Raw genomic sequence first — 14,383 nt, 5'->3', positions numbered from 1 at the left:
ATTCAGGCCGCGACGGCAAGCGTCGCGGGCGTGGCGCGGACCTCGGGGTGGTCCGCCAGGGAGACGAACCGGCCGGTTGCGCCGTCGTAGGCGTCGATGCAGCCCGATTCGATGTCGTAGACCCAGCCGTGCAGCGCGAGGCGCCCTTCTTCGAGCGCGAGCCGCACGGCAGGGTGCGTCTTCAGGTTCGCCAGTTGCGCGACGACGTTCTCGCGCACCATCGAGTCGATCCGCTCGCGTTCGCTGCGATGCGTGCGCGCCTCGTTCACGACGCGCGCCGAATCGGCGTAGCGCAGCCAGTGGCCGACGGCCGGCATGTGATCCATGCACTGGCAGGTGGCGATCGCGGTCATCGCGCCGCAATCGGAATGGCCGCAGATCACGACGTCGGTCACGCGCAGCGCGGCCACCGCGTATTCGACCGACGCCGATACGCCGCCCGGCTCGGGGCCGTACGACGGCACGATGTTGCCGGCATTGCGGATCACGAACAGGTCGCCCGGTTCGCGCTGCGTGACGAGTTCGGGCACGAGCCGGCTGTCCGAGCACGAAATGAACAGCGCCCGCGGGTTCTGGCTGCGCGCGAGATCGCGGAACAGTGCGGCGCGCTCCGGATAGGCGTCGCGCTGGAACTTCAGGAAGCCTTCGATGATGTCCTTCATCGTGTGTTCTCCGGGGCAGGTGGAATCGATGAAGGGCAGGTTACGCCGGACTTCCAATAACGTAAAAGACTGATTTATGATCTACCCGATAAGCAGGACTTATAGGAACCGCCATGCTGCTGCGCCATATCCACTACTTCCTCGCCGTCGCCGAGCACCGCAGCTTCACGCGCGCGGCCGCCGCGCTGCACGTGTCGCAGCCCGCGCTGTCCCAGCAGATCCGCCAGCTCGAGGAGACGCTCGGCGCGCAGCTGTTCGACCGCACCGGGCGCGTGACGCGGCTGACCGACGCCGGCGACGTGTATTTCCGCTATGCGCGGCAGGCGCTGCACGATCTCGCGGAAGGCCGGCGCGCGATTCACGACGTGCAGGACCTGAGCCGCGGCTCGCTGCGGATCGCGGTCACGCCGACCTTCACGAGCTATCTCGTCGGGCCGCTCGTCGAGGCGTTTCACGGCCGCTATCCGGATGTGTCGCTATCGGTGCGCGAGATGTCGCAGGAGCGCATCGAGGCGCTGCTCGTCGACGACGAGCTCGATGTCGGCATCGCGTTCGAGGACGTGCAGACGGCGGATATCGAAGCGCACACGCTGCTGGTCGAAACGCTCGCGCTCGTCGTGAACCGCAAGCACTCGCTCGCCGGGAAACGCAAGGCCGGCCTGCGCGCGCTGCACGATGCGTCGCTCGTGCTGCTCACGGTCGAGTTCGCGACACGCGTGCAGATCGATCGCTATTTCCGCGAGCACGACGTGCGGCCGCGCGTGTTGATGGAAGCGAATTCACTGGGGGCGGTGATCGAGATCGTGCGCCGCACGAACCTCGCGACGCTGCTGCCGGCGACGATCGCGACCGGGCACGACGATCTCGCTGCCGTCGCGCTCGATCCGGCCGTCCTGCGGCGCACGGCCGTGCTGCTGCAGCGCAAGGGGGCGTACCGAAGCGCGGCCGCGCGCGCGTTCGTCGAACTGGCGCTGGCGCAGCAGGCGGGGAAAGGGGGAAAAGGAAAGTGAACCGCGCCCGGCACGTCTCGAGACGTGCCGGGTCATGAAGGCCGGCGTTGCCCCGTACCGGGGCATGCCATCGCGTCAGTTGTACCCGAGAATCGCCACCGCCGCGACGTCCGGCCGATCGATCGTATTCCCGACGAGCGACGTCATCGGCTCCTGCAGCACGGCCTGATACGACGTCACGCGCGGCTCGTCCGGCGCGCCCGGCTCACCCGGTGCCGGTTCGTCGAACGCGGCATCGAAACCGCTGTAAAAGCCCGCTTGTGTCTGCGAAAAAGTCATCTCCATTCCTTTCATTGATTGTGTTTTAGATGTTCTAACCAGCCTGCTTCAACGCCGCCGCATGCACCGGCGCGCCGTCATGCGCAGCCTCCGATCGCGCCAGCTGCGCGCGCGTGCGCCGCGTAATGTGAATCACCGCGAACACGACCGGCGCGATCAGCAGGCCTTCCGCCAGCTCGGGATCGACCGGCAGGTTCATCACGTGCAGCGCCTTGAACGCCGCCGTCGCCAGCGACAGCACGTAGTACGAAATGGCCGCCACCGACAGCCCTTCGACCGCGTGCTGCAAGTGAAGCTGATTGCGCGCGGTGCGCTCCATGCCCGCCAGCAGGCGCGTCACGTCCTTTTCCTGGGCAAGGTTCACGCGCGTGCGCAGCAGGTCGACCGCCCGCGCGATCCGCGCAGCGATCTGCTCGTGGCGCGCCCATACGCTGCGGCAGGTTTCCATCGCCGGCGCGAAGCGGCGCTCCATGAATTCGGCGATCGTCGGCATCCCTTCGATGCGCTCCTCGCGCAGCTCGTGGATGCGCGCCAGCACGAGCTTTTCGTACGCCCGCGACGCGCTGAAACGTGCGCCCGATCCCGACAGCGATTCGACCCGCACCGCGAGATGCGTGAGCTTGACGAGCAGCGCCGTGTCGTCGCCGTCCGCGCCGCTCGCGTCCATCCGCTGCATCAGCGCGTGCAGCGCCGCGTGGATCTCGTCGAGCTCGCGGCTCATCCGGCGCGCGACGGGCAACGCGAGCAGCGCCATCATCCGGTAGGTTTCGATTTCATGCAGGCGCTGCAGCAGCCGGCCGCCCTGCTCCTCGCGGAAATCCTCGTCGACCACGAGAAAGCGCATGAAGCCGTCGTCGCGCACGTGCCAGTCGCAGAACACCTTGCCGCCGCCGAGCACGTTGCTGCCGACGAGCGCGGGCCCGTCGATCCAGCGGCGCAGGTCGCCGCACACGAGCCGCGCGGCGTCGCCCGACAGCAACTCCATGCGCACCGCGACGAAGCGGATGCCGGCCAGCCGCGCGAACCACGCGGCCGGAATGCCTTCGATCGCGAGATCGTCGAAATAGCCGGTGTCGCGACGCGGCGCGACGAACGTGAAGGTCGAGAATTCGGTGTGACGTTCCCACTTCAGGTGCCAGCCGCTCGGCGACTGCACTGCGTAGTGTGTCGCGCCTTCGTGCGGCGCGGCGATGCCGGTGTCGCGGCACAGCGCGTGCAGCAGCGTTTCGTGGATGTCGGACTGGCCGTCCGCGTAGATCGCGTAATGCGTGAGCGACACGGCTTCGGCGAGCCGCAGGAACGGCCGGGCATGCAATTCCGCGGCCAGTGCGGCGCGCAACGGATGGTCCATCATCGAGACACCACGCTTTCCTGTTCAGTGCTGCACGCCGGCTCGGCCGGCCCGAACGCCACGCCACCCTCGGGCGAAACGTCAGCGTGATCGCACTATGGCAGACACACAGCAACAATAAAAACGCATAATGCTGATCGTTACGTTCAGTTTTCCTTATACCTATGAAGATGCTCGATCACGACGTGCTGGCCACCGTCGTCGCCGTCGCGGAAACCGGCAACATGACCCGCGCCGCCGAGGCCGTGAACCGCTCGCAGTCGGCCGTGAGCATGCAGATCAAGAGCCTGGAAGACGCGATCGGCCGGCCGCTGTTCGTGCGCAAGCCGCGCAGCATCGTGCTGACGCGCGAAGGCGAGGTGCTGCTGGGATTCGCCAGACGAATGCTGGCGCTGCGCGACGAGGCGTGGGCGGCCGTGGTGCGGCCGGAAGTGACCGGCAAGGTCGTGATCGGCGTGCCGGACGACTATGCGTCGTCGCTGCTGCCGTCGGTCCTGAAGAAATTCTCGGCAACCTACCCGAAGGTCGAGATCCAGGTGATGGGACTGCCGAGCAGCGCGCTCGCGCCGCTGATCAAGGACGGCACCGTCGATCTCGTGTGCGGCACCCGCATCAAGGGGTTGTCCGGCGACTTCATCCGCCACGAGCCGATGGCGTGGGCCGCGATGACGAACGGGCCGCGCGTGTGGGAAGAACGGCCGCTGCCGATCGCGGTGTTCATGCCGGGCAGCGTCGCGCGCGAGAACGCGATCCGCAGCCTGGAACGCGCGAAGGTGCCGTACCGCACCTCCTATGAAAGCCCGAGCCTGCTCGGGCTGCTCAGCATGGTCGAGGCCGGCCTGGCCGTCGCGCCGCTCGCGCGCTGCGCGATTCCCGCGCAGCTGTCGATGCTCGGCCGCTCGCACGGGCTGCCCGACCTGCCGCCGCTCGAGCTGATCCTCGCGCGCAGCACCAAGTCGAAGCGGCCGCCGTGCGACTTTCTCGCGGAACAGCTGATGGAAGACCTGCAGCGGCAGACCGGGCAGACCGGCGAAGCCTGATCAGCGCGTCGCGCCGAACCCGGCCGCGCCCAGCGCCGCGTTGACGTTCGCGGCGACCGTATCGACGAGCGCCTCGAGCGTATCGCCGCGCACGTGCCGGTGTTCCGGCGCGACGTGCTCCTTGCGTTGCCAGCCCCACTGCGCGCCCGACGCGACCGACAGCGTCGCGCCGAACACGTTGCCGTGGCGGAGGCCGAAGGTGCTCACGCACCGCCCGGCCACATAGTCCTGTTCGGGCAAATAAAGCCGGATCTCGACCGCGACCTGGTCGCGATCGTTGACGCGCGCGGCCGGGCTGACCGTCGACGCGAACGTCTTGCCGATCCGCCAGGTCACGCAGGTTTCCCACGCCGCGAGCGGCCCGCCGGCCGCGTCGACCCGTTCGGTGTCGACCGACCACTGATGCCGGTCGGGCACGACGATCGCCTGGTGCAGCAGCACTTCGGCCACGCGCACCGTCGTCACGAGCTGACGCGCGAGCTGCTGGCCCGACGGCAACGACGCCGTCCGTACGCGGCGGCTCTCCGGCCGCGCGACAGGTACTGCTTCCATGAGGTGCATGACCCCTCCGTATTCAGGATCGGCGCCGCGCACGCGGTGTCGCGCGCGTGTCCGCCGTCGGTCGACGGACAGCACGGCGACCGGCAATCGGCAATCGGGCGGCGCATCGGACCAGCCATCCACGAGCGAGCAATAACCGTTCCCCGACTTACCGCGCGTTCGGCCCGATGCGCAGGCGGCGGGCAACCGGCCCGATCACCGCATCGGCCTGCTGCGCGATCAGCATGTGCAGCGTGAAATCCAGGTCTTCCGGCGCGATGTCGAAGTGCACGTGAACCACGTCGCGCACGGCACGCGCGCTGACGACGTACACGCCGAGCGGGGAATGCAGCAGCGCCGCGAGGCGGGCGTGCGCGTGTTCGCCGGAGTCGGCCGTCAGCGTGACGGGCAACTGCAGGCGCGGGCGCGGCGGCGGGAACGGAATGACGTTGTCGGGTGCGCCGGCGCGCAACGGGCGGCCGGCGACATGGAAGGCGGGAACGGGATGAATGAAGGTCATGGAGCGGACGGAAGCCGTCTCGGCTGTTCGACACATCCCCAGCTTAGAAGAGACGACATAAACGTCGTGCAAAAAAACGCTGCGGCAGTGCAAAAAACGGCATAGGGGACACAACACGCCATCGGCCGGCAGCTGGCCGCGCGATCGTCATGGGTGCGCGGTGGTCGCGCGCCACGGCGCGCGTCAACCTCGCCTGCGCCGGGTTCGCCCGTCGGTTCGTCCCGTTACGCGGCGAAAGCGTCGAGCGACGCGCGCCGCCGCTCGTCGACCATCGATTCGATCAGCGACACCAGGTCGTCGGTCAGCGGATCGCAGATGCCCGGCGAGCGATGCAGTTCGAGGTCGGCCGCCGGCAGCGACGGAAAGCCGTCCGCCTCGTCGAGCACGCGCCAGTTCCCGGGCAACGTGCAGCGGTCGATCATCGTCACGGCCGCGCCGTGGTTCACCGCGATCTTGATGCCGGTCGGGCTCTGGCTCGTGTAGACGACGTGAAACGACCGGTCGGCCGTCGCGAGCGCCTGCAGCCCGCGCTGCCGGTAGCAGCACGTTTCCGGGAACAGCGCGAGCGGCACCGACGCATGGCGGTCGAGCGCGAAATCACGGTGCGCGGCCCACACGACGTCGTGCCGGCCGAGCACGCGCCCGCCCGCGCCGGGCCCGTGCCGCACGACGAGCGCCACGTCGAGCTCGCCGGCCTGCAGCCGGTCGAGCAGTTCGAGCGACATCCGGCAATGCACGTGCAGGCGCGCGCCCGGCCGCATCGCATAGAACGACTTCAGCAGGTCGGGCAGCCACAGCTCCGCGTAGTCCTCGGGCAGCCCGAAGCGCACGACGCCGCGGTCGCTGCTCGCCTGCTTCAGCGCGAGGATCGCGTCGTTCTGCACCTGGATGATCCGGCGCGCGTGGATCAGGAAATTCTCGCCGTCGCGCGACAGCTCGAGCCGCCGGCTGTTGCGCATGAACAGGTGCGTGTCGAGCCGTTCCTCGAGCGTGCGGATGCGCAGGCTGATCGTCGATTGCGTGCGATGCAGTTGCCGGGCCGCCGCGGTGAAGCCACCGCTTTCGACGACCGCGACGAACGCCCGGATCAGTTCCGGATCGAGCGAACTGAGCTTCGACCAATCGGGCTTTTGAATGGCAGCCATCGAAATTACTCGCTTTCGAAAAAGGAAGGGAAGACGAAAGATAGGGCTCGGAGTACGCCGATTGTTGTCCGGATGCGCTCGGCCCTCCAACCCCTGCCCGGGTATGACAAACCCGGAGCCGGTACGCGCATGCCCCCCCGCCGCTCCCGCCCCGCCCGCCGTCACGACCACGGCCGAGGCCCGCCCGGCGGGCGTGCGCGGGCCGGCTTCAGGGCTTTCCCGGAGACGACGAAAACTCATGGCCCGATCAGAAAACATCGATTCACCGGCCGCCTCACGGCCCACCACAATCGCCTCACCCTCACCTCATCGACGAGACACCGCAATGACCGCATCTCAACCCAGGCAGCTTTACATCGGCGAAGGCTTCGAAGGCCCCGGCGTCAACCTCGCGCACATCAACGTGCTGGTCGGCCCGCGCAACGGCCCGGCGGGCCAGGCGTTCGCCACCGCACTCGCGACGCCGTCGGCCGGCCATGCGCCGTTCGTCGTGATCGCGCAGCCGGGCGTGCCGACCAAGCCGCTCACGCTGTACGTGAACAAGGCGCAGATCGCCAGCGATTTCCACGGCAACGCCACGTGGGGCGCGTCGCAGGCCGGCATCGCGAAGGCCGTGGCCGAAGCGCTCGAGAACGGCACGCTGCCGCCCGAAGCGGAGAACGACTGGGTCGTCGTGTCGGCGAACTGGGTGAACCCGCAAACGGACGACCTCGACGCCGTGTTCGAGAACAACTACCGCGCGTGCCGCAACGCGATCGTCGCGGCGATGGAAGGGCTGCCGCATCGCGACGCGGTGTTCGCCGCCGCCCGCGACGTGTCGAACCCGTTCTACACCCCGAAGAAAAACTGACGACGACAAGCGGCCGACGCGCGACGGACGGCCGCATCTGGAGGAAACATGGAATACGTCCGCCTCGGCCAGTCCGGCCTGAAGGTGTCCCGCCTGTGTCTCGGCACGATGAACATGGGCACCCCCGAATGGAAGCCCTGGATCTTCGACGAAGCGCAGAGCGAGCCGATCGTGCGCCGCGCGCTCGACGCCGGCGTGAACTTCATCGATCTCGCGGATTTCTACTCGACGGGCGTCGGCGAGGAAGTGGTCGGCCGCATCCTGAAGCGCAACGCGCGCCGCGAGGAGCTCGTCGTGACGACCAAGGTCGGCTACGACATGGGCAGCTATCCGAACGCGGGCGGCCATTCGCGCAAGCACGTGCTCGACGGCATCGACGGGTCGCTCAAGCGCCTCGGGATGGATTACGTCGACATCTTCATGCTGCACTTCTTCGACGTGAACACGCCCGTCGAGGAAACGATGAGCACGCTGCACGACATCGTGCGGGCGGGCAAGGCGCGCTATATCGGCGTATCGACGATGTACACGTGGCAGTTCGCGAAGATCATGCAGGCCTGCGAACGAAACGGCTGGGACAAGCCGATCAACATGCAGCTGCAGCTGAACCTCGCGTATCGCGAGGAAGAGCGCGAGATGGTGCCGTACTGCATCGACCAGGGCGTCGGCGTATCGGTGTTCAGCCCGCTCGCGCGCGGCCTGCTCACCTGCGAGCCGCAATCGACGCGCAACCAGACCGACTTCTTCACCGCGCAGATGTACGGCGATGCGTCGTCGCTCGCGATCGCGGCATCCGTCGCGAAAGTCGCGAAGCGCCGCGGCGTGCCGCCCGCGCAGATCGCGCAGGCATGGGTGCTGAGCCGCCCCGGCATCGCGAGCATGCTGGTCGGCGCGGATTCCGTCGCGCAGTTCGACAGCGCGCTCGGCGCGCTCGAAACGCAGCTCACCGACGAAGAGCTGCACGAGCTGGAACGCAACTACACGCCGTGCGACCTGATCAACGACTACACGGCCGGCAAGCGCATCGCGCGCGAATCGCGTCCGGCGCAGGGCAGCTTCGCGACGGACTGAAGCACTGATGCACTGAATCACGAAGCTCCGAGGCACTGAAGGAACGACACACAATGAATGAATTTCTGAGGACCGGCCATTTCATCGGCGGTGAATGGCACGAATCGCATGGTGCGAGCGATGCAACCTATCCGGTGCTGAACCCGGCGACCGGCGAGACGATCGCGAAGGTCGCGAAAGGCGGCGCCGACGACACGCAACGCGCGATCGATGCGGCAGCACACGCGTTTCCGGCATGGCGCGCATTGACCGCAAAGGAACGCGGCGCCCGCGTGAAACGCTGGGGCGAACTGATGCTCGAAAACCGCGACGCGCTCGCCGAGCTGCTGACGCGCGAGCAAGGCAAGCCGCTCGCGGAAGCGCGTGGCGAAGTCGCGTATGCGGCGAGCTTTCTCGAATGGTTCGCGGAAGAAGCGAAGCGCATGTACGGCGACGTGATCCCGAGCCCGAAGCCCAACGCGCAGATCGTCGTCACGCGCGAGCCGGTCGGCGTGGTCGCGGCGATCACGCCGTGGAATTTCCCGCTGGCGATGATCACGCGCAAGGCCGGCCCCGCGCTCGCGGCCGGCTGCACGATGGTGTTGAAGCCGTCCGAGGAGACGCCGCTATCGGCATTCGCGCTCGCGGTGCTCGCCGAGCGCGCGGGCGTGCCGGCCGGCGTGTTCAACGTGGTGTCGGGCGACGCGGTCGCGATCGGCGAAACGCTGACGAGTTCGTCCGTCGTGCGCAAGCTGTCGTTCACGGGTTCGACGCGGGTCGGCAAGCTGCTCGCGAAGCAGTCGGCCGACACGCTGAAGAAGCTGTCGCTCGAACTCGGCGGCAACGCGCCGTTCATCGTGTTCGACGATGCCGATCTCGATGCGGCGGTCGAAGGCGCGATCGCATCGAAGTTCCGCAACACGGGCCAGACCTGCGTGTGCGTGAACCGTTTCCTCGTGCAAGACGGCGTGTACGACGCGTTCACGCGCAAGCTCGCGGATGCCGTGCGCAAGCTGCGCGTCGGCAACGCGCTCGCGGGTGAAGTCGACCAGGGGCCGCTGATCAACGAAGCGGCGCTCGGCAAGGTCGAGCGGCACGTGGCCGACGCCACCGCGAAGGGCGCGCACGCGCTCACCGGCGGCAAGCGTCACGCGCTCGGCGGCACGTTCTACGAGCCGACCGTGCTGACCGGCATGACGGCCGACATGCTGATCGCGGAAGAGGAAACCTTCGGCCCCGTCGCCGGCTGCTTCCGCTTCGCGACCGAGGAAGAAGCCGTGGCCGCGGCCAACGACACGCCGTTCGGGCTGTCCGCGTACTTCTACACGCGCGACCTCGGCCGTGCATGGCGCGTGTCGGGTGCGCTGGAGAGCGGGATGGTCGGCGTCAACGACGGGATCATCTCGACAGAAGTCGCGCCGTTCGGCGGCGTCAAGCAATCGGGGCTCGGCCGCGAAGGCTCGAAGTACGGCCTCGACGAGTACGTGGAACTCAAGTACACGCTGATGGCCGGCCTCGGCCGCTGACCGCCGGCCGCTCCCCGCGGTCGACCCGCGCCGCGCGCCGTCCGGCCGCGCGGCGCCCTGCACGGCACGCGCGGCGGCGCTCCGCCCGCGCGCGCCGCCGCGCGCCCGATAACCATCCAGGAGACAGCTTGACTCAAGCCAACGTTCAATCCGGCACCGCACGCGCGTTGCCGCTGTCGCGTGGCGCCGATGCGCCGCACCGCCCCGTCGCGCTCGACGACGTGCCGCTCAACCGCTTCCACGTGAAGATCGCCGGCCTGACGTTCGGCGCGCATTTCACCGAGGGCTACACGCTCGGCACGATCGGCTATGCGCTCGCCGCGCTCGGCCGGCAGATGCCGATCGACGCGTTCTGGATGGGGATGATCGGCAGCTCCGCGCTGATCGGCATCTTCTTCGGCAGCCTCGTGTTCGGCTGGCTGTCCGACCGGATGGGCCGGCAGAAGATCTTCCTGACGAGCTTCGTGATCATCACGGCGGCCGCGTTCGCGCAATGCTTCGTCACGTCGCCGCTCGAACTGTGCGTGCTGCGCGTGCTGATCGGCTTCGGGATGGGCGGCGATTTCACGGTCGGCCATGCGATCCTCGCCGAATTCTCGCCGCGCAAGCATCGCGGCGCGCTGCTCGGCTCGTTCAGCGTGATCTGGACGATCGGCTATGTCGCCGCGAACGTGCTCGGCCTCGCGTACAGCGACGCCACGCCGGATGCATGGCGCTGGCTGCTCGCGTCGGCCGCGTTGCCTGCGCTGATCGTGCTGGTGCTGCGGATCGGCACGCCCGAATCGCCGCGCTGGCTGCTCGGCAAGGGTCGGGAGAAGGAAGCACGTGCGATCGTCGCGAAGCATTTCGGGCCGCACGTGATGCTCGATGGTTCGACCGAGCCGCATGCGCACGGCGGCTTCGCGCGGCTGTTCCAGCGTGACCTGATCCGCCGCACGATGTTCAACTGCGCGTTCTTCGTGTGCCTCGTGATTCCGTATTTCGCGATCTACACGTTCCTGCCGACGATCCTGAAGACGATCGGCCTCGCCGAAGGTTTCGGCGCGGACCTGCTGCTGAACGGGTTCCTCGTGCTGGGCGCGCTGATCGGCATCTGGCTGACGATCCGGCTGTCGCGGCGCGGCTTCCTGATCGGCTCGTTCGCGGTGACGTGCGCGTCGCTCGTCGCGCTGGCGGTGCTGCCGTCGTCGGCGGCCATCGCGATGATCGTCGCGTTCGCGATCTTCACGCTGACGATGTCGGCGTTCAGCAACCTCGTCGGCGTGTTCCCGCCCGAGTGCTTTCCGACCGAAGTGCGCGCGAGCGGCGTGGGGCTCGCGATCGCGTGCAGCCGGCTCGGTTCGGCGATCGGCACGTTCCTGCTGCCGGTCGGCATCGCGACGCTCGGCTTTCACGCGACGATGTTCGCGTTGGCGGGCGTGCTGCTGGTGGGGATGATCGTTTCGATCGCGTGGGCGCCGGAGACGAAGCATCTGACGCTGGAGGAGGCGTCGGGGCATTGATGAGGGCGGCGGGTTGTGTGGCCGCCAGCTTCATCGTGCTCGATGGAGGCTTTCGTGTCGACAAGCCGCTGATACGCTGCGGCGATGCTGCGCTCGATTCGAACGAACCCGGCCGCGGCCGGGTTCGTTCATTTGGGACGCGATGCGATGCGCACGTTCGCTCAGAACAGGATCGATGCGTAGTCCCGCGCGCCGTGCAGGATGTGAAGAATGTCGATCCGCGCAGGCGGATCGCCGACGACCCGGTAGAAGATCTGGTAGTTGCCGTACACGCGGTGCCGCACGCCGTGGCGCTCGTAGCGCGGCACCAGCGGAAACGCCAGCGGCATCGCGGCCAGGCTCAGGCATTTGTCGCGAACCTCCCGCACGAACGTCACGGCACGTTGCGGGTTGTCGCGTGCAATGTAATCGGCGATCGCTTCGAGTTCGGCAATCGCAAAGTCGGACAGGCGCACGGTCAGGCCTGCCGATCCGCCTGGGCCCGATACTTCGCCTCGAGCCGATCGAAGACTTCCGCTGCGTCGGCGCTGTGCCCTGCTTCCGCATCGGACAGGCTGCGTGCAATCACGGCGTCCAGCGCGTTCAGCTGTGCCTCGCGATCCTGGATGAGGCGTACACCTTCGCGAAGCACTTCGCTCTTGGATCCGTAGCGGCCTGATTCGACCAGCTTCGTGACGTAAGCCTCCAGTTGCTGCCCCAGTTCCGCACTGATCATGTCGACCTCCCGACCGGATTGAATTCGATCCATCGAGCGTATCGCGCCTATCAACTATTATCAAGAAGAGGGTCTCCCAAAGATCGGCGCGAATGCTTTCGAGGTGCCGATCGGGCGGAGGGACGGAACCGGACGCGCTTCAGGCAGGCTGCTTTGGCGCCGGACATTCATCCGGTTTTCGTGCGCACTCGTGTAGCCTTACCGGACCCTCACCGTGCGAGCAGCGATCATGATTGAAGACATCGTCACGCCACAACCTGGCCTGAAGGTCTACCCGCCAGACGCCGACGTCTTTGCCGAGCCGCATGCCGCACTCGCGCGCCACCTGCATCCGCTGGTGTCGATCGACCTGTCGACGGTCAATCCGTCGTGGGAGGGCTGGATCCACCTGCTCAGTCCCGTCGAACCGTACGACGGGCTCGTCGGGCAGGACACGGCCGCGTATCACAACGACTATCTGCGCGCGAACTGGATCGGGTTCCGGCTCGACGAGAACGACCGCTACACGCTGCTGGGCGACCCGCGCTACTTCTATCTGGAAAACCCGCCCGGCACGCATGACGCGGGCTATCGCGCGGAACTGGAGGCGCACTACGCCGAGCAGCAGGCCAGCATCGAAGCCGCGCGCCGGCGGTTCGCCGAATACGGCGTGCTCTACTCGTCCAACCAGTACGCGCCGGACGAGCGCGATTTCAGCCAGGAAAAGCCGTGCAACCTGATCGACCAGCTCGGCGGATCGGTCGGCTGGGGCAACTGGTCGGGCACGTCGGATTTTCCGGTCGACGACCGCAATCCCGACGACATCCGGCCGCTCGGCCCCGACGGTGCGCGCTTTCGCTTCGTCGCCCGCGTCACCGGCTGGGAATACCGCGCGATGGGCGCGGACTCGATTCTCCTGTTTTACGAGCCGGCCAGCCGCGTGGCGCTGCTGACGTTCGACTGGTCGTAGGGCGGGCGGGACGGGCGGGCGCTCCGTCTCGTGATTGGCCGTTTGGCAGACTCTGCCCGCGGGATTCGCGCCGATATGCTGGGGGCTTTCCATTCATCGCTGGAATCCATGCCCGCTCGCCCCGTCGATCTCAGTCATGTTCTGCCCTACGAAACGTCGTACTTCGACGATCGGCTCGAGGTCGATCGAAACGACCTCGATATCGCCGCGTTGCTCGGGGTGAGCGGCAGCGTCCCCGACGAACTGCTCGTTTCGTTGTGCGGCGCGCCGGCCGGATCGGAAATCCAGGCCTATCTCGACAGCAGAGGCCGGTTGACGCTCTCGGTCACGCACCCTACCTGGATCCGATCCGAAAACCGCGTATTGGTCCGTCGAGAATCGGACACATCCCTACTCGAGCTCAAGACAATCGATCTCGTCGATAACGCAGTCACGGGACTCGGCGCGGCGATGCTGTGGCGAATCGTCAGGGCATCCGATAAGTTGGGCATCAGCCGAATCATTGCATTCGCAGCGGGGGGCCGGAAGGCAGCGCCCAAACCGGGCGGGCGCCGGCTATTCGGGTACTACGCATGGCCACGGTTCGGCTTCGACGCGCCCATTCCGGACAAGTGCGGCGATGAAGCGGCGCTGTTCCAGTATTTCCAGGGGCACCCGGTCGGTCTTGCCGACGGATCACTCCGGTCGCTGCGTGCGCTCTATGCGACGCGATTCGGGCGGGATTTCTGGCGCGTAGCGGGATCACATCGCTGGATGACATTCGACGTCACACCGCACGGCATGTCCGTGCGGGCGCTGCAACGTTACTTGATCGAAAAGGGGATTTACGAATGAACGCAAAGCACACGCCGATCGCCGGATTCCGGATCACGCGCCCCACGGCGAAGCGCGGCCGGCCGTCGAGCCGGCGTCCTCTCGCCCTCAGCGCCGAAGCAAGGCGTCTCCTCGATGCGCTCGTCACAACCGAGCTCCATCACAGCCTGGCGCGTGTCATGCGCAAGTCCGCCGTCGGGCACGACACGCGGACGGCCAACATGCCGGTATCCCCGCCGCGACGCGCCGTCTTCAACGTCGGGCGTATCGATCTCTCGAAGTGCCAGTTGCCTGTCGAATCGATCGCCGACATAGAATTCTGGGGGCGCCGGGAAACACTCATGCACTTCGGGCACGACCCCGACCGGTAGCCGGCAACGACGACGAAGCCGCATGGCCCAGGCCGTCAACGATCGTGACTATCGCCGTTC

17 protein-coding genes are annotated in these 14,383 nt (G+C 67.2%); 9 read left to right on the top strand and 8 right to left on the bottom strand.

Features of this window, described 5'->3' with window-relative positions:
• Positions 1 to 2: 2 nt before the first annotated feature.
• Entirely contained in the window at positions 3 to 662 is a 660-nt protein-coding gene (locus CFB40_RS18995) for a carbonic anhydrase (protein ID WP_089428465.1), read from the bottom strand.
• 113 nt (positions 663 to 775) lie between these two features.
• Between CFB40_RS18995 and cynR the strand changes: the two genes are divergently transcribed.
• Positions 776 to 1,672 (top strand): transcriptional regulator CynR, encoded by an 897-nt coding sequence (gene cynR, locus CFB40_RS18990; protein ID WP_089432045.1) that lies wholly within the window; start codon positions 776 to 778, stop codon positions 1,670 to 1,672.
• Positions 1,673 to 1,747: 75 nt separating this feature from the next.
• On the opposite strand, the gene CFB40_RS18985 is transcribed toward cynR, so the two are convergent.
• A complete protein-coding gene (locus CFB40_RS18985) occupies positions 1,748 to 1,951 on the bottom strand; it encodes a hypothetical protein (RefSeq protein WP_089429190.1) in 204 nt (67 codons plus the stop codon).
• A 34-nt stretch (positions 1,952 to 1,985) separates the two neighbouring features.
• The gene (locus tag CFB40_RS18980) at positions 1,986 to 3,305 is read right to left on the bottom strand and encodes a DUF3422 family protein (protein ID WP_089428467.1); all 1,320 of its coding nucleotides are present in this window, start codon (positions 3,303 to 3,305) and stop codon (positions 1,986 to 1,988) included.
• 161 nt (positions 3,306 to 3,466) lie between these two features.
• On the opposite strand from CFB40_RS18980, the gene CFB40_RS18975 reads away from it, so the two are divergent.
• The gene (locus CFB40_RS18975) at positions 3,467 to 4,342 is read left to right on the top strand and encodes a LysR family transcriptional regulator (protein WP_089428468.1); all 876 of its coding nucleotides are present in this window, start codon (positions 3,467 to 3,469) and stop codon (positions 4,340 to 4,342) included.
• On the opposite strand, the gene CFB40_RS18970 is transcribed toward CFB40_RS18975, so the two are convergent.
• The 3 genes from CFB40_RS18970 to CFB40_RS18960 all read right to left on the bottom strand — a co-directional run bounded on the left by CFB40_RS18970 (position 4,343) and on the right by CFB40_RS18960 (position 6,547).
• The gene (locus tag CFB40_RS18970; protein WP_089428469.1) at positions 4,343 to 4,903 is read right to left on the bottom strand and encodes a hypothetical protein; all 561 of its coding nucleotides are present in this window, start codon (positions 4,901 to 4,903) and stop codon (positions 4,343 to 4,345) included. It abuts the gene before it with no gap.
• 148 nt (positions 4,904 to 5,051) lie between these two features.
• Positions 5,052 to 5,402 carry a hypothetical protein gene (locus CFB40_RS18965; protein ID WP_089428470.1) on the bottom strand — a complete coding sequence of 117 codons (351 nt, stop codon included), beginning with the start codon at positions 5,400 to 5,402 and terminating at the stop codon, positions 5,052 to 5,054.
• Positions 5,403 to 5,626: 224 nt separating this feature from the next.
• Positions 5,627 to 6,547, bottom strand: coding sequence for a LysR family transcriptional regulator (locus tag CFB40_RS18960; RefSeq protein WP_089428471.1), 921 nt, complete (start codon positions 6,545 to 6,547; stop codon positions 5,627 to 5,629).
• 325 nt (positions 6,548 to 6,872) lie between these two features.
• Between CFB40_RS18960 and fae the strand changes: the two genes are divergently transcribed.
• The 4 genes from fae (at position 6,873) to CFB40_RS18940 (ending at position 11,475) form a co-directional block, all read left to right on the top strand.
• Positions 6,873 to 7,397, top strand: coding sequence for a formaldehyde-activating enzyme (fae, locus tag CFB40_RS18955; protein ID WP_011356415.1), 525 nt, complete (start codon positions 6,873 to 6,875; stop codon positions 7,395 to 7,397).
• A gap of 48 nt (positions 7,398 to 7,445) precedes the next feature.
• Entirely contained in the window at positions 7,446 to 8,468 is a 1,023-nt protein-coding gene (locus CFB40_RS18950) for an aldo/keto reductase (protein WP_039369873.1), read from the top strand.
• A 53-nt stretch (positions 8,469 to 8,521) separates the two neighbouring features.
• The gene (locus tag CFB40_RS18945; RefSeq protein WP_089428473.1) at positions 8,522 to 9,973 is read left to right on the top strand and encodes an NAD-dependent succinate-semialdehyde dehydrogenase; all 1,452 of its coding nucleotides are present in this window, start codon (positions 8,522 to 8,524) and stop codon (positions 9,971 to 9,973) included.
• 167 nt (positions 9,974 to 10,140) lie between these two features.
• The gene (locus CFB40_RS18940; protein WP_254600299.1) at positions 10,141 to 11,475 is read left to right on the top strand and encodes an MFS transporter; all 1,335 of its coding nucleotides are present in this window, start codon (positions 10,141 to 10,143) and stop codon (positions 11,473 to 11,475) included.
• 161 nt (positions 11,476 to 11,636) lie between these two features.
• Here the strand turns inward: CFB40_RS18940 and CFB40_RS18935 are convergent, their stop codons facing one another.
• Complete coding sequence (locus CFB40_RS18935) at positions 11,637 to 11,930, bottom strand: type II toxin-antitoxin system RelE/ParE family toxin (protein ID WP_373452684.1); 294 nt, start codon at positions 11,928 to 11,930, stop codon at positions 11,637 to 11,639.
• A 2-nt stretch (positions 11,931 to 11,932) separates the two neighbouring features.
• The gene (locus tag CFB40_RS18930; protein ID WP_089428476.1) at positions 11,933 to 12,190 is read right to left on the bottom strand and encodes a type II toxin-antitoxin system ParD family antitoxin; all 258 of its coding nucleotides are present in this window, start codon (positions 12,188 to 12,190) and stop codon (positions 11,933 to 11,935) included.
• 229 nt (positions 12,191 to 12,419) lie between these two features.
• On the opposite strand from CFB40_RS18930, the gene CFB40_RS18925 reads away from it, so the two are divergent.
• The 3 genes from CFB40_RS18925 (at position 12,420) to CFB40_RS18915 (ending at position 14,323) form a co-directional block, all read left to right on the top strand.
• Positions 12,420 to 13,139 (top strand): hypothetical protein, encoded by a 720-nt coding sequence (locus CFB40_RS18925; protein WP_089428477.1) that lies wholly within the window; start codon positions 12,420 to 12,422, stop codon positions 13,137 to 13,139.
• Positions 13,140 to 13,214: 75 nt separating this feature from the next.
• Positions 13,215 to 13,973 carry a hypothetical protein gene (locus tag CFB40_RS18920; RefSeq protein WP_089432042.1) on the top strand — a complete coding sequence of 253 codons (759 nt, stop codon included), beginning with the start codon at positions 13,215 to 13,217 and terminating at the stop codon, positions 13,971 to 13,973.
• Positions 13,970 to 14,323 (top strand): hypothetical protein, encoded by a 354-nt coding sequence (locus CFB40_RS18915; RefSeq protein WP_089428479.1) that lies wholly within the window; start codon positions 13,970 to 13,972, stop codon positions 14,321 to 14,323. Before CFB40_RS18920 ends, CFB40_RS18915 begins: the two co-directional genes overlap by 4 nt.
• Positions 14,324 to 14,383: the final 60 nt, after the last annotated feature.

The sequence above is a fragment of the Burkholderia sp. AU31652 genome (assembly GCF_002223155.1).
Lineage (GTDB): Bacteria > Pseudomonadota > Gammaproteobacteria > Burkholderiales > Burkholderiaceae > Burkholderia.
This window is presented reverse-complemented; position numbering and strand designations above follow the sequence as displayed.

Excerpts from the sequence above, each read along its gene's own strand:
- CFB40_RS18995 (WP_089428465.1), bottom strand. The coding sequence starts at position 662 with ATGAAGGACATCATCGAAGGCTTCCTGAAGTTCCAGCGCGACGCCTAT.
- cynR (WP_089432045.1), top strand. The coding sequence starts at position 776 with ATGCTGCTGCGCCATATCCACTACTTCCTCGCCGTCGCCGAGCACCGC.
- CFB40_RS18985 (WP_089429190.1), bottom strand. The coding sequence starts at position 1,951 with ATGACTTTTTCGCAGACACAAGCGGGCTTTTACAGCGGTTTCGATGCC.
- CFB40_RS18980 (WP_089428467.1), bottom strand. The coding sequence starts at position 3,305 with ATGATGGACCATCCGTTGCGCGCCGCACTGGCCGCGGAATTGCATGCC.
- CFB40_RS18975 (WP_089428468.1), top strand. The coding sequence starts at position 3,467 with ATGAAGATGCTCGATCACGACGTGCTGGCCACCGTCGTCGCCGTCGCG.
- CFB40_RS18970 (WP_089428469.1), bottom strand. The coding sequence starts at position 4,903 with ATGCACCTCATGGAAGCAGTACCTGTCGCGCGGCCGGAGAGCCGCCGC.
- CFB40_RS18965 (WP_089428470.1), bottom strand. The coding sequence starts at position 5,402 with ATGACCTTCATTCATCCCGTTCCCGCCTTCCATGTCGCCGGCCGCCCG.
- CFB40_RS18960 (WP_089428471.1), bottom strand. The coding sequence starts at position 6,547 with ATGGCTGCCATTCAAAAGCCCGATTGGTCGAAGCTCAGTTCGCTCGAT.
- fae (WP_011356415.1), top strand. The coding sequence starts at position 6,873 with ATGACCGCATCTCAACCCAGGCAGCTTTACATCGGCGAAGGCTTCGAA.
- CFB40_RS18950 (WP_039369873.1), top strand. The coding sequence starts at position 7,446 with ATGGAATACGTCCGCCTCGGCCAGTCCGGCCTGAAGGTGTCCCGCCTG.
- CFB40_RS18945 (WP_089428473.1), top strand. The coding sequence starts at position 8,522 with ATGAATGAATTTCTGAGGACCGGCCATTTCATCGGCGGTGAATGGCAC.
- CFB40_RS18930 (WP_089428476.1), bottom strand. The coding sequence starts at position 12,190 with ATGATCAGTGCGGAACTGGGGCAGCAACTGGAGGCTTACGTCACGAAG.
- CFB40_RS18925 (WP_089428477.1), top strand. The coding sequence starts at position 12,420 with ATGATTGAAGACATCGTCACGCCACAACCTGGCCTGAAGGTCTACCCG.
- CFB40_RS18920 (WP_089432042.1), top strand. The coding sequence starts at position 13,215 with ATGCTGGGGGCTTTCCATTCATCGCTGGAATCCATGCCCGCTCGCCCC.
- CFB40_RS18915 (WP_089428479.1), top strand. The coding sequence starts at position 13,970 with ATGAACGCAAAGCACACGCCGATCGCCGGATTCCGGATCACGCGCCCC.